At 69.9% G+C, this 13,892-nt stretch carries 11 protein-coding genes and 1 tRNA gene; 7 read left to right on the forward strand and 5 right to left on the reverse strand.

Going from position 1 to position 13,892, the window contains the following annotated elements; translation table 11 throughout:
* Nucleotides 1-141 precede the first annotated feature (141 nt).
* Nucleotides 142-849, reverse strand: coding sequence for a hypothetical protein (locus ACFY10_RS36445; RefSeq protein ID WP_390669548.1), 708 nt, complete (start codon nt 847-849; stop codon nt 142-144).
* Nucleotides 850-896: 47 nt separating this feature from the next.
* Between ACFY10_RS36445 and ACFY10_RS36450 the strand changes: the two genes are divergently transcribed.
* The gene (locus tag ACFY10_RS36450) at nt 897-1,085 is read left to right on the forward strand and encodes a DUF5703 family protein (RefSeq protein ID WP_005485166.1); all 189 of its coding nucleotides are present in this window, start codon (nt 897-899) and stop codon (nt 1,083-1,085) included.
* 105 nt (nt 1,086-1,190) lie between these two features.
* Here ACFY10_RS36450 and ACFY10_RS36455 read toward each other — a convergent pair whose 3' ends face one another.
* From ACFY10_RS36455 to ACFY10_RS36465, 3 genes are all read right to left on the reverse strand, one after another.
* Nucleotides 1,191-2,000, reverse strand: a complete 810-nt coding sequence (locus tag ACFY10_RS36455) for a chaplin (protein WP_390669549.1) — start codon at nt 1,998-2,000, stop codon at nt 1,191-1,193.
* Between the two features lie 142 nt (nt 2,001-2,142).
* The gene (chpH, locus tag ACFY10_RS36460) at nt 2,143-2,376 is read right to left on the reverse strand and encodes a chaplin ChpH (protein ID WP_030947654.1); all 234 of its coding nucleotides are present in this window, start codon (nt 2,374-2,376) and stop codon (nt 2,143-2,145) included.
* A 138-nt stretch (nt 2,377-2,514) separates the two neighbouring features.
* Entirely contained in the window at nt 2,515-3,840 is a 1,326-nt protein-coding gene (locus ACFY10_RS36465; RefSeq protein WP_390669550.1) for a M20/M25/M40 family metallo-hydrolase, read from the reverse strand.
* A gap of 187 nt (nt 3,841-4,027) precedes the next feature.
* Between ACFY10_RS36465 and ACFY10_RS36470 the strand changes: the two genes are divergently transcribed.
* From ACFY10_RS36470 to ACFY10_RS36485, 4 genes are all read left to right on the forward strand, one after another.
* Nucleotides 4,028-4,115: transfer RNA gene (locus ACFY10_RS36470), tRNA-Leu, on the forward strand.
* Nucleotides 4,116-4,379: 264 nt separating this feature from the next.
* The gene (glgX, locus tag ACFY10_RS36475) at nt 4,380-6,515 is read left to right on the forward strand and encodes a glycogen debranching protein GlgX (RefSeq protein ID WP_390669551.1); all 2,136 of its coding nucleotides are present in this window, start codon (nt 4,380-4,382) and stop codon (nt 6,513-6,515) included.
* A gap of 4 nt (nt 6,516-6,519) precedes the next feature.
* Complete coding sequence (locus ACFY10_RS36480; protein ID WP_390669552.1) at nt 6,520-8,667, forward strand: AGE family epimerase/isomerase; 2,148 nt, start codon at nt 6,520-6,522, stop codon at nt 8,665-8,667.
* A 3-nt stretch (nt 8,668-8,670) separates the two neighbouring features.
* Entirely contained in the window at nt 8,671-9,948 is a 1,278-nt protein-coding gene (locus tag ACFY10_RS36485) for an IS701 family transposase (RefSeq protein WP_390669553.1), read from the forward strand.
* Here the strand turns inward: ACFY10_RS36485 and ACFY10_RS36490 are convergent.
* Nucleotides 9,891-11,603, reverse strand: a complete 1,713-nt coding sequence (locus ACFY10_RS36490; RefSeq protein ID WP_390669554.1) for an ABC transporter family substrate-binding protein — start codon at nt 11,601-11,603, stop codon at nt 9,891-9,893. The genes ACFY10_RS36485 and ACFY10_RS36490 overlap by 58 nt on opposite strands.
* Before the next feature lie 149 nt (nt 11,604-11,752).
* On the opposite strand from ACFY10_RS36490, the gene ACFY10_RS36495 reads away from it, so the two are divergent.
* Nucleotides 11,753-12,736 (forward strand): ABC transporter permease, encoded by a 984-nt coding sequence (locus ACFY10_RS36495; protein ID WP_390669555.1) that lies wholly within the window; start codon nt 11,753-11,755, stop codon nt 12,734-12,736.
* Entirely contained in the window at nt 12,733-13,716 is a 984-nt protein-coding gene (locus tag ACFY10_RS36500) for an ABC transporter permease (protein WP_390669556.1), read from the forward strand. The genes ACFY10_RS36495 and ACFY10_RS36500 overlap by 4 nt, the downstream gene beginning before the upstream one ends.
* Nucleotides 13,717-13,892: the final 176 nt, after the last annotated feature.

Below are 13,892 nucleotides of genomic sequence, written 5' to 3' on the forward strand. Positions count from 1 at the left end.
CGCCCCCCCCCCCCCCCGCCCCCCCCCCCCCCCCCCCCCCCCCCCCCCCCCCCCCCCCCCCCCCCCCGCCGCCCCCCCCCCCCCCCCCCCCCCCCCCCCCCCCCCCGCCGTAAAACGGTCCAGCCCCGCGCCAGCGGCCCGCTAGCGGTCCGCGTCCAGTGGCTCCAGATCCTCGTCGCCGTCCAGATCCGTGTCCAGTTCGTCCTCGATGTCGTCGTCCACACCGGGCAGACGCCCGTCATCGATCTCGTCGTCGAAGACCGCGCTGACGTCGAAGCGGCAGACCACCCGCTGCGGATCGATCTGCTCGAACGGCGCCTCCAGCCACTCGCCGGGCTCGGCCGGTTCGTCGGTGGCCGTCACCCAGAGCGTGGAGTCGCCCTCCTCGAGGCCGAACTCCTTGTGCCGCGAGGCGATCTCGTCCGGTTCGAACTCGCCGAACAGGACGCCCAGCGCCCCGTGCACGGTCGCGGAGGCCTCCGCTCCCCGCCCGTCGTCGTCCGCCGCCTCCACGCGCTGCGCCTGCGCCAGCAGCCGATGCGGCTCCGCCACGGCGTAGTCGCGGCGGATCAGCACGCTCAGCGCGTTCGGCTCCTCGGGGCCCGTGTACGGCGGCAGCGTGTCCTCCGCACCGGGGATCTCGAAGGGTGTGACCTCGTCGTAGCGGTCGTAGAGCAGCTCGTCGTACGTCTCGGCGGCCGCGGCCAGCTCATTGAACGCCTCGTAGACGGCGGGGTCGTCCTCCCCGGACCTGCGTTCGACCGCGGCCAGGTGGCGGTCGAGCGCGGTCTTGACCGCCTCGGCGGCGGCTCGTACCTCGGCAGCGGTGGGCTGCGCAGCATCAGACATAGTGCAGACGCTATCCGTACCGGGCCCCAGCCCGCACAATAGATGCGATGCCGGAATACGAATTTGTCGACGTGTACGTACCGCGCGGGGTTTCCCGCAAGGACGCCACACGCCTGCTGACGGACCATGCCGAGTACGGACACTGGGAGTTGGACCGTCTGAGCCTGCTGCGCGACGGTAGCCGCAGGGTGCGGTTGCGCCGGCGGATCATCCGCCAGGTGCGCGCCACGTGGTGAGCTGAGGCGACGACGGAAACGGAGCGGGCCCCGCCAGCACGGGGCCCGCTCCGTTCTGCGCACCGTAGAGGAAGTTTGCGGTGCTTCATGTGGAGATGCGCCGGTTCAGGCCGAGGCGCGCGCCTTGCGGTACATGACCGCGCCCGCCAGCAGTGCCCCCGCGCCCACCGGGAGCACGACGCCGATCGGCAGGTCGCTGCCGGTGTGCGCGAGCTGTGCGGTGCCCTGGGGCTGGGTGACCGTCTGGGTACCCGGGTGGTTGGTGTGCGAGGAGCCGCCCGGCGTCTTGCCGCCCGCGCTGGGCGGGCTGCTCGGGGTGCCGGGGTGGCCCGGGGTGCCGGGGTGACCGGGGGTGCCGGGGTGACCGGGGTTGCCCGGGTGACCGGGGTTACCGGGGTGGCCCGGGTTCCCGGGCGGCGGCGTCTGGTGGCCGCCTCCCGGAGGCGTCGTGTGACCGCCGCCGCCCGAACCGCCGCCGTTGGTGCAGTCGTTGTCCTCGGCGGCATTGCCGATGCCGACGATGTCGACGCTGTTGCCGCAGACGTTCACCGGTGCGTCGACCGGCGCCTGGACGTGGTTGCCCGAGCCGATACCGGGCGAGTCACTGGCGTGCCCGCCGGCCTGGGATCCGCCGCCGGAACCGCCCTGTCCGCCGGACGAGCCGCTGCCGCCGTCCTTGTTGGTGCACTCGTTGCCGCTCGCCGGGTTGAGGATTCCGACGACGTTGACCGTGTTGCCGCAGACGTTCACCGGCACATGTACCGGCGCCTGCACCGTGTTGCCGGACAGTACGCCGGGCGAGTCCGAAGTGGAGCCGTACGCGCCCGAGTCGGCGTGGGCGTAACCGCCCGCCGCGGCGAGCACACCGGTTGCCGCCGCCACGGTCATCAGGCCCTTGCGGGTGACCTGTCGCATTGCTGAATTCTCCCTGCCTTCATTCCTGACCTGGAATCTCGCGAAATCCCGCGTGGAAATTCACGAAAAGGCCGGTCGGCTCCGGAGCACGTGACACGCGCTCCGGAGCCGACGGGCGTGAACGACCCTCAGCGGGTCGACGTCACTTGTTGATGCAGGTGTTGCCGAAGGCGGGGTTCAGCAGCCCGATCACGGAGATCGTGTTGCCGCAGACGTTCACGGGGACGTGAACGGGCACCTGAACGACGTTGCCGGAAGCGATACCCGGCGAGTGCACCGCGGCACCCTGAGCACCGGCGTCGGCGACGGCCAGGCCCGCACCCGCGAGAACCAGACCACCAGTGGCAGCCGCAGCAGCGACGACCTTCTTGAGCATTATTCCTCCTTGTTGGCAAAAGCGATCTCGTGTTGCTGATCGCATTACCTGTAACGAGGAGGAAGTAATGGAGCTACGAGCTGATGGTCGCATTCACTCTTCTCGGGCCCGCTCCGTACGCACTGCCGATTACGAAGGTCACGACGCGTCGATGAAGCGGTCCAGCACGCGCACGCCGAACTTCAGGCCGTCGACCGGCACCCGCTCGTCGACACCGTGGAACATGCCCGCGAAGTCCAGCTCCGGGGGCAGCTTGAGCGGTGCGAAGCCGAAGCCGCGGATGCCCAGTTCGTCGAAGGACTTGGCGTCCGTGCCGCCGGAGAGCATGTACGGGATCGCCTTGGCCGCCGGGTCCTCGGCCACCAGCGCGGACTGCATCGCGTCCACCAGCGCCCCGTCGAAGGTGGTCTCGACGGCCTTGTCGGCGTGCACGTCCTCGCGCTTCACCTTGGGCCCGAGGATCTTGTCCAGGTCGGCGAGGAACTCCTCCTCGAACCCGGGCAGGAAACGTCCGTCGACGTGCGCCGTGGCCTCGCCCGGGATGACGTTGACCTTGTAACCGGCGCCCAGCTGCGTGGGGTTGGCCGTGTTGCTCAGGGTCGCGCCGATGAGCTTGGCGATGCCGCCGAGCCTGGCCAGGGTCCCCTCCATGTCCTCCGGGTCCAGCTCGGTGCCGAGCGCGTCGCCGAGTTCGTCGAGGAAGGCCCGGGTGGTCTTGGTCACCCGTACCGGGAACTTGTGCCGGCCGAGCCGCGCGACGGCCTCGGACAGCTCGGTGATGGCGTTGTCCCGGTGGATCATCGACCCGTGCCCGGCGGTGCCGGCCACGGTCAGCTTCATCCAGTGCATGCCCTTCTCGGCCGTCTGGATCAGATAGAGCCGCCGCTGCTCGTTGACCGTGAACGAGAAGCCGCCGACCTCGCTGATCGCCTCGGTGACGCCCTCGAAGAGACCGGGATGCCGGTCGACGAGGTGCCGGGCGCCGTACGTACCGCCCGCCTCCTCGTCGGCGAGGAAGGCGAGGACGATGTCGCGCGGGGGCCTGCGTCCGCTGCGCAGCCGGTCGCGGACGACCGCCAGCGTCATCGCGTCCATGTCCTTCATGTCGACGGCCCCGCGCCCCCACACGCACCCGTCGGTGACCTCGCCGGAGAAGGGGTGGTGGGTCCAGTCGTCGGCGTTGGCCGGTACGACGTCGAGGTGGCCGTGGATGAGGAGCGCGGGCCGCGACGGGTCCTCGCCCTCGATCCGGGCCACCGTGGAGGCCCGGCCCGGGTGCGACTCGAAGATCTTCGAGTCGAGACCCACCTCGGCGAGCTTCTCGGCGACGTACTCGGCCGCCTTCCGCTCCCCCGGACCCGAGTGGTCGCCGTAGTTGCTGGTGTCGATCTGGATCAGCTCGCGGCAGAGGTCCACGACCTCGTCCTCGCCGGCGACGCCCCTGGCCGTGTCCGTCTCGCTCACGCTGCTTCCTCCCGCTGTCACTGCTGGTGGTTCCCCTCATCCTCCCTCTCCGCCCGGCCGCACCCCAAGACCGGACCCGGCCCGTCACACGCCGTTCACGCCGGACGGGGGGTGACCAGGGACCCCTCGAAAGCCTGGTAATGTTTCCTCCGTCGCCGCGAGGGAAACCCCGCACGACAGACACCTTGTCCGGGTGGCGGAATGGCAGACGCGCTAGCTTGAGGTGCTAGTGCCCTTTATCGGGCGTGGGGGTTCAAGTCCCCCCTCGGACACCAGTCGAAGCCCCCGGCCGCTCAGCGGCCGGGGGCTTCGTCGTGTGTTCACGGCCGCTCTGGCCACAACCCGCCGCTCGCCGCCGTCTGCGCGCGGGTTCCGCAAGATTCCCCGAGGTTCGACGAAGGCCCAGCTCCCCCCATGTGCTCCGGCGCGCGCCGGGCTCCGTGACGCCCTCCGGATTTACAATTCACTTGACTCGACCTTACAGGGCTTGTTGACTGGTTCGGAGCCAGTGACTCCCAGGTGACAAGAGGTGAAGCTCTGTGAAGACCGAGGGAAGCCTGACGATGGAGCGTCGGCCGGAGGCCGTCTCGAGAGTCACTCCGGGGCGCCCCCAGCCACTGGGCGCCACCGTCGACGCCGACGGCGTGAACTTCTCGCTCTTCTCCGAGCACGCGACGCGCGTCGACCTGCTGCTGTTCGACCGCTGTGACGCACCCCTGCCGTCCCGGGTCGTGCGCCTGCATCCCGAGCGGCACCGCAGTTTCCACTTCTGGCACTGCCATGTGGCGGGGATCGGCCCGGGGCAGGTGTATGCGTACCGGATCGACGGCCCCCGCAACACCCACCACTCCGGGGCCCGCTTCAACCACCGCAAGGTGCTCCTCGACCCGTACGCGCGGGCCAACATCAACAGCTGCTGGGACCGCACGCACGCGATCGGCGGCGGTGACAACGTGGAGCACTGCATGCGCAGCCTGGTCGTCGACCTCGACGACTACGACTGGGAGGGCGACCGTCCGTTACGTACGCCGATGACGGACACGGTCATCTACGAGATGCACGTCCGCGGCCTGACCGCGTCGCCCACCTCGCGCGCCGCCCACCCCGGCACCTTCTCGGCGGTCGTGGAGAAGATCCCGGAACTGAAGCGGCTCGGCATCACCGCCGTGGAGCTGCTGCCCGTCTTCGACTTCGACGAGACGCAGATCCTGCGCACCGGCCCGGACGGCACGGCTCTGCGCAACTACTGGGGCTACGACCCGTACGGCTTCTTCGCCCCGCACACCGGCTACTGCGCCGAGCCCCATCTGGCCGGGCACATCACCGAGTTCCGGGACATGGTCAAGGCGCTGCACCGGGCGGGCATCGAGGTCATCCTCGACGTGGTCTTCAACCACACCAGCGAGGGCAACGAGTACGGGCCGACGATCAGCTTCCGGGGCCTTGCCAACGAGGCGTACTACCACCTGTGGCCGCAGGACCGCAGCCGCTACATGGACTTCACGGGCTGCGGGAACGCGGTCAACGCCAACCACCCGATGGTCACCAAGTTCATCCTGGAATGCCTGGAGTACTGGGTCACCGAGCACCATGTCGACGGCTTCCGCTTCGATCTGGCCTCCGAGATGTCCCGCGGGCCCATGGGGTACGAGATGGCCGTACCGCCCGCGTTATGGGCGATCGAGCTGTCGCAGGTGCTCGCCGAGACGAAGATCATCGCTGAGCCGTGGGACGGCGGCGGGCTGTACCAGGTGGGCCGGTTCCCGGGGAAGCGCTGGGCGCAGTGGAACGGGCCGTTCCGGGACGACGTACGGCGTTTTGTGCGCGGTGACGCCGGTCTGGTCGGGGAGATCGCCTCCCGGCTCGGCGGTTCGGCGGACCTGTTCTTCCCGCAGCAGGTGCTGCCCACCAACAGCATCAACTTCGTGACCTGCCACGACGGGTTCACCCTGAGCGACCTGGTCTCGTACCAGCACAAGCACAACCACGCCAACGGCGAGTCCGACGCCGACGGTGCGCACGAGAACTTCAGCTGGAACTGCGGGGTGGAGGGCCCGACGGACTCCGAGGAGGTGGAGCGGCTCAGGGTGCGGCAGATCAAGAACTTCCTGTCGATCCTGATGCTCAGCCGGGGCGTGCCGATGCTGCTCGCCGGGGACGAGTTCCGCAACAGCCAGCAGGGCAACAACAACGCCTACTGCCAGGACAACGAGACCTCCTGGCTGGACTGGGACCAGGCGGAGAAGGAAACGGAGATACGTTCCTTCACCGAGCGGGTCATCGGTCTGCGAAAGCGTTTCAGGACGTTCCGCGAGGCCCGCTTCTTCACCGAGCGCCGCAACGAGCGGGGGCAGGCCGACGTCACCTGGCACGGCACCAAGCTGCTGTGTCCGGGCTGGGACCACGACGATGCCCGGGTGCTGGCCTGCACGCTCGGCGGCTTCGACGGCGACCCCGATCTGCATCTGATCCTGAACATGTACCACCTGGGCCTGGACTTCGAGCTGCCGCCGATCGACGGCCACCGCTGGTTCCGGGTTCTGGACACGGCCTGCTCCGGGCCGCACGACCTGCTGCCCGCCGGCGCGGAGGAACCGGTCGACGGGGCCGTCTTCCATGCCCACGGCCGCAGTGTCGTCCTCCTTGTGGCGCTACCCGACGAGAAGGGCACGTGACGAGATGAGTGCCACCACCGACCGCCGTATCTTCTCCGACACCCTCGCGGGATACGTGACATACCACAGCCCCACCCAGCACCGTTTCGGGCTGCGCACCTCCGACGGCCGCGAGTTCACCGTGCACCTGGCCCGCAACGTCGTCTCCCGCATCGTCCGCAACCTGGGCGACCCGTACCAGGACACCACCTCGCGCACCCGGGACATGCTGGGCACCGGGCGCTTCCTGTTCGCGTACGGGATCTTCTACGAGTGGGAGGGCGGCTCGCGCTTCGAGGCGAAGGAGATCACCTTCCCCGAGGAGAGCCGCGGCCACTACGTCTTCGAGCACCCCAACTGGTGGGTGCAGCAGGCCGCCGCGATCGCCGACTTCTATCTGCGCGGCCAGTTCCCCGACGGCAAGTTCGACTGGCGCAACTACCGCACCCACCTGACCCTGGACGGGGCGCACCTGCCGGAGCACGCCGGGGAGAACGTGCGGCAGGAGACCGACACCATCTCCCGGCTGGTCTACGGCCTTTCGACGGCGTATCTGCTCACCGGCGAGGACCGGTTCCTGGACGCGGCCGAGAGCGGGACCGAGTACTTACGCCAGTACATGCGCGTCGACGACAAGCAGGACGGGATCGTCTACTGGTACCACGGCATGGACATCACGCCGACCGGGCGGCGCAAGGTGTACGCCTCGGAGTTCGGGGACGACTTCGACGCCATCCCGATGTACGAGCAGATCTATGCGCTGGCCGGGCCGACCCAGACGTACCGGGTGACCGGCGATCCGCGGATCCTTCAGGACATCGACCGGACGGTCGCCCTGTTCCAGCGGTATTTCCGTGATGAGGAGCGCGGGGGCTTCTTCTCGCACATCGACCCGATCAACCTCAGCCCCTGCGACGACGCGCTGGGCCGCAACCGCTCCCGCAAGAACTGGAACTCGGTCGGGGACCATGCCCCGGCGTATCTCATCAACGCCTATCTGGCCACCGGGCGCGAGGACTTCGCCGCGCTTCTGGAGGAGACCGCGGACACCATCGTGGCGCGCTTCCCCGACGAGCCGGACAGCCCTTTCGTGCAAGAACGCTTCCACGAGGACTGGAGTCCGGACCGCACCTGGGGCTGGCAGCAGGACCGGGCGGTGGTCGGGCACAACCTGAAGATCGCCTGGAATCTGACCCGGATCCGCGCCCTGCACGACAAGCAGGAGTACGCCGAGGCCGCCCGGCGTATCGGCGAGATCATGCCGCCGGTCGGCAGCGATCAGCAGCGCGGCGGCTGGTACGACGTGGTGGAGCGGCGGGCGGACGCGGACAGCGGCATCCACCGGATGGTGTGGCACGACCGCAAGGCCTGGTGGCAGCAGGAGCAGGCGATCCTCGCCTATCTGATCCTGGCGGGTACCGCGGACGACCCCGAGTCGCTCAGGCTCGCGCGGGAGGCCGCCTCCTTCTACAACGCCTTCTTCCTGGACCACCAGGACGGCGGGGTCTATTTCAATGTGCTGGCCGACGGCATCCCGTATCTGGTGGGCACCGAACGGCTCAAGGGCTCGCACGCCATGGCCGGTTACCACTCGCTGGAGCTGTGCTATCTGGCGGCCGCCTACACCGGTCTGCTGATCAGCCATGAGCCGCTCACCCTGTACTTCCGGCCGCGCCCCGCCGACCTGCCGGAGCGTGAACTGCGGGTGGCGCCCGACCTGTTGCCGCCCGGGTCGGTGGAGCTGACCCGGGTGTGGGTCGACGGGCGCGAGCACCATCACTTCGACGCCAAGCAGCTGACCGTGAAGCTGCCCGAGAGCGACGGGCCGGTGCGGGTGCGGGTGGAGCTGGAGCCCGTGCAGATGCGCCTGAGGATGCGCAGCGAGTTCGACGGCGGCACCGCGCACGTCCGCTGCGGCGGCGCGGTCGACGGCGGCGAACTGGACAAGTTCCGCCGGGTGCTCGGCGAGGTGATGGCCGCGGGTCCCCGGCGTGTGGAGTTCCATCTGTCCGAGGTCAGCGAGATGTGCCGGCCCGCGGTCAACGAACTTCTCGTGCAGCGCACCAAGGCAGGGCTCGACGTCGACTTCGTCGTCGTCGGCTCCGTCCTGCCCGAGGTCCGCGAAGCCCTGATGGCCACCGACGCCTTCCTGCTAGAGGGCGAGGAGGACTGAACCGTGACCACCACCCTGCCCCCCGGAATCCTTGCCGCGGAGCCGGACTTCGGCCCGCCCTACGAGGTGCCCGTAGAGCCGGTGGACCTCTCCGCCTACTGCCAGGACCTCTTCGGCACCCTGAGCCGCTCCGACCAGCGGCGCTGGGGCGAGGTCTATGTCCGTGGACTGCTCGGCGTGCCCGGCCGCAAGACCCCGGCCCGCATCTCCGAGCAGGTGCTGGGCCGCCGGGCCGTGCAGCAGATCCAGCAGTTCGTCAACCAGAGCCCGTGGCCCTGCGGTCCGGTGCGCCGGCGGCTGGCCGGGCAGCTGAGCCGGGCCTTCCGCGCGGAGGCCTGGTGCGTCGACGAGGTCGTCTTCGCCAAGAACGGCGACCGCTCCGTGGGCGTGGCCCGGCAGTACGCGCCCTCGCTGGAGCGCACCGTCAACTGCCAGCTGGCGCTGGCCACTTCGCTGGTGGGCCGGCACGGCGGCGTCCCGGTCAGCTGGCGGCTGATGCTGCCGGCCCGCTGGGACCGCGACGAGCGGCTGCGCACCCAGGCCCACCTGCCGCCCGAGGAGCGCTCCAGGCCGCGCTGGCGGTACATCCTGGAGGCCGTCGACGAGATGCTGGAGGACTGGTATCTGGAACCGTCGCCGGTGCTGGTGGACTGGCGCGGCGAGGCCGACGTGGCGCCCCTGCTGCGCGGGCTGGAGGCGCGCGGGCTGGCGTATCTGGTCGAGGCCTCGCCCAGCACCGCGGTCACCCTGCCCCGGCCGTGTGCCGGATCCCCTTACGGCAGTGGGACGTTGACGGAGCTCGCCGTGCACGCCGCGCAGCACCGCAAGCGGATGCCGATCGCCTGGCAGGACCGGGCGACGGCCCGGATGCGGCAGTCCCAAGTGCTGTCCGCACCGGCCCTGTTGCTGACCGAGGCGCCCCACGGCGGGGGTGCGGGTGCCCGGTCCGCCGGGGCGCATCCGCCGCAACGGCCCAGGCATCTGGTCACCGACTGGCCGTACGGCCGGCCCACCCCGCGTACGTACTGGCTGACCAACCTGCCCGGCCGCAAGCTGTCGGACGTGCTGCCGTTGGCGCAGCTGCGGGCGCTGTCGGGCGAGAGCCTCGGCCGGCTGCAACAGGACTTCGGGCTCGCCGACTTCGAGGGCCGTTCCTTCCGCGGCTGGCACCATCACGTCACGCTCGCCTCGGTGGCGATGGGCTACGACGCGCTCAGCCGGCCCTACCGCTGCCAGCCGACCGCGGTGAAGTCGATGTCGCCGAGGCCGGGCACGCCGTAGTTGGCGAGGCCCTTTCTGACCGCGAGCACCTGCGGGCGCTGGTAGAGCAGGACGTCGTGGCCCAGCTGCCAGATCAGGCGGTCCGCCTGGTTGTAGAGCTGGTCGCGGCGTCCTGTGTCCAGGGTGTGCACGGCCCGGCTCAGCAGGGAGTCGATCTCGGGGCTGGAAATCCTGCCGTAGTTCTCGTAGAACCGGTCGCCGCTCGGCCGCCGGTAGACGGGGTACAGGGTGCTGGGATAGGTCAATCCTGTGAATCGGAAGATCGCCAGGTCGAAATTCCCGCGGTTGAGGTACTTCGGCAGGTAGTCGTCGGCCGGGACTTTCTGGATCTCCACCGCAATTCCCGCGCGCTGGAGCATCTGCTGGATCAACTGGGAGAGGTCGAGACCGAGACGGTTGGTGGACTGGCTGAGAACGAAACGCAGGCGCAACTCCTGCCCGTTCTTGCTACGGGTGCCGCTACCGCCGGTACGGTGCCAACCCCGCTGATCCAGAATTCGCTCGGCGGCCTTCAGGTCGTACGTGCCGAGCGAGCCGGAATTGTCGGCGTATCCGGGCTGGTTGGTCATGAAGAAGTGATTGCCGAGCAGCGGCACTCCGACCGGCAGCCCGCTGCCGCCCACCTCGGCGAGGGCGCTGCGGTCGATGGCCCGCAGCACGGCCCGGCGCACCTGGACGTCCGCGAGGGGGCCCGCGGCGCCGTTCAGGGCGACCTGGACGTCGTCCCAGGCGGAGCCGGTGCGGATGTCGGTGTCGCCGGCCTTCCTGAGCCGGTCGTAGAGGTCGGCGGAGGCGGCGTTGACCGCGTCGATCTCGCCGTTGAGGAAGGCCTGGACGGCGGTCGTGGGGTCGAGGGTGCGGAAGACGATCCGGTCGAGGCGGGGGCGGGTTCCCCACCAGGCGGGGTCGGGTACGAGGGTCAGGGTCTGGCCGGTGTCGTCCAGCGATCCGATCCTGAAGGCGCCCGCGGTGATGGGCGCCTTCCCCTGCCAACCGGTGTTGAAGTCCGCTGGGTCGGCGAAGCCGGCGGCCGGGTACAGCGGCGTGAACAGCCGCTGCCAGTCGGCGAACGGCCGCTTGAAGGTGACCTTCACCTCGTGCGCGTCCGCCCCCTGACGCACCGCGGCGATGTCCTCGTAGCCACTCGGGTCGGCGATCCGGTAACGCGCGTCGCCTCTGCCCAGCGCACGCCATTGGGCCGCGAAGTCCCGCCAGCCGAGCGGCTTTCCGTCGGACCACTTCGCTTCGGGGTTGAGGCGGTAGACGACCGTCTGGGGGGTGGTGGAGGTGACGGTGGCGGAGCGCAGGTAGTCGGGTACCCGCTGGGGACCGCCTTTGGCATCACGGGTGAACAGGCGCGGCTCCAGCATGCTCATGACCGTGAAGACGTCGTCCAGAGTGCCGTCCGCCTGGTAGTAGTTGAACTGCGTAAGCCACTGGTAGATGGGCAGTGTCAGGGTGCCGCCCTGCCGGAGTTCGCTCCGCGGGCGGGGGTTGACGTCGGTGCGGCCGTAGGCCGGGACCGCCGCGCTGGAGCTGCTGTTGGCGGGGGCGGCGCGGCCGTGGGCCCCGGTGCAGCCGCCCAGCAGAGCACAGAGGGCGATCCAGACGAACGCGGGCCACAACCGTCTGTCGCGTATGAGGAACCCCGTCATTGCGATGCCCTCTCCCCGTGTGAAGTTCCCTTCGGCGAGCAGTCTGCCGTAAGAAAGCGCAAACACGTCTTCAAGGAGCGTCGGCGAGCTTAACATTGGCCCATGTCAAGCACATGAAGCCGACGGGTTGCCGAGGAGTACGACACCCGATGCTCGCATTGTTGGCAAAACGTCTGACGAACAGACTCGTATTGCTTCTCGCTTCAACGTTTCTCTGCTATTCGATTTCCTCCGCGGCGCTTGATCCACGGGCCTACTTCGAGGACCGGACACCCCGGCCGCCCGCCGCCGTGGTCGATGCACGGCTCGCCGAACTCGGGCTGGACCGCGGCACTCCGGTCACCGAGCGGTTCGGCCACTGGGCGTGGCGGGCCCTGCACGGGGATCTCGGGCGCACGCTCGACGGCACCTCGGTGGACGCCGAGTTCGGCCGACGGGTGGGGGTCACCGCGCGGCTGCTGATCGTCGGGACGGTCGTGGGCACGGTGCTGGGGGTGCTGGCCGGGGTGTGGGCGGCGGTGCGGCGGGGCCGGCTGCCCGACCGGGCGCTGACGCTCTTCTCCTTCGCGGTGCTGTCGGTGCCGCCGTTCGTGCTCGGGCTGTTGCTGCAGGCGGGTGCGCTCACGGTCAACGACGCGGCGGGCCGTACGGTGATCCGGTACACCGGCGAGCGCACGCCCGGCCTGGAGGGCGGCCTTGCGGCCCAACTCCATGACTCCGCCGTGCACTTGGCCCTGCCGACGATCTCGGTCGCGTTGGGGGCGATCGCCACGTACAGCCGCTATCAGCGGGGGGCCACGCTGGACGTCCTCGCCTCGGACCATCTGCGCACCGCCCAGGCGAAGGGGCTCACCCCCGGGCGCGCGCTGCTCCGGCACGGGCTGCGGACCTCGCTGATTCCGCTGACGGCTTTCTTCTCATTCGGTTTTCTGACGCTGTTCACGGGCGCCGTGTTCACGGAGAAGATCTACGGCTGGCACGGCATGGGCAGTTGGTTCATCGAATCCGTCCAGCGGGGCGATGTGAACGCGGCCATGGCGGTCGAGGTGTTCAGCGCCGCGCTCGTCCTGCTGGCCGGCCTGGCCGCCGATCTGCTGCACGGCGCGCTCGATCCGCGGGTGCGGTACGCGTGAGATCCGCGCGCGGGGCGTCCGTGCGGCGGCGGCTGGTCCGCTCACCGGGAGCCGTGGCGGGTGCGGTCCTGCTGCTCGGCCTGTTCCTGTTCGCCTTTGCCGGGCCGCATCTGTCCGGGTGGGGTTACGCCGACATCGACTACTCGGCGCTGCACCGGCCCCCGGATGCCCGGCACTGGCTCGGCACCAACCGGATCGGCCAGGACGTCTACGCGCAGTGCGCCCGTGGACTGCAGAAGTCGCTGCTCATCGGGGCGTTGGCGGCGGGCTTCTCGACGGGGCTCGCCGCGGTCGTGGGGGTGTGCGCGGGGTACTTTGGGGGCTGGGTGGACCGCGCGCTGATGCTCCTGGTGGACCTGATGCTGGTGGTGCCGGCGTTCCTGGTCCTCGTCGTGGTGGCACCGCGGCTGCGGGCTCTCGGCTGGCTCGCGTACGTCGGACTGATCGCCGCGTTCGGCTGGATGATCACAGCGCGGGCGGTGCGGGCCATGACCCGTTCCCTGAAGGAGCGTCAGTTCGTGGTGGTGGCCCGGCACATGGGGGTCGGCCCGGTCGTGGTCATCCGGCGGCACATCCTCCCCCACATGGCGTCCTTCCTCATCACGGACGCGACGGTGGCGGTGGCCGGAGCCGTCATCAGCGAGACCGGACTTTCGTACTTCGGCTTCGGGGTGGCGCCGCCCGACGTGTCCCTCGGCACACTGATCGCCGACGCCGCGGACGTGCCGACCACGTATCCGTGGATGTTCTACTTCCCGGCGGGGCTGCTGGTCCTGCTTGTTCTGGCGTTCCATCTCATCGGGGATGCGTTGCGGGGTGCGCTGGATCCGGAGGGAGGTGCAGCGGTGATGGCCGACGGGGCAGCAGGCGCCCGTCATGACAAGCCACCCCCCGCCGGGGAAGCCCGCACCGCGCGACGCCGTCGAACCGGCGGGGCCGACTTCAGCGTCGGCGGTGCGGCGAGCGGGGGCCGGGCGTGACGGGTGACAGGCGGCGACCGCGGCCGGGGCCGCAGGGAGGCGGGCGCCACAGGCGATCGTCGGCGCAGCAGGGGCGCGTCATGACAAGCCACCCCCCGCCGGGGAAGCCCGCACCGCGCGACGCCGTCGAACCGGCGGGGCCGACTTCAGCGTCGGCGGTGCGGCGAGCGGGGGCC

The organism is Streptomyces sp. NPDC001401 (assembly GCF_042895385.1).
GTDB lineage: Bacteria > Actinomycetota > Actinomycetes > Streptomycetales > Streptomycetaceae > Streptomyces.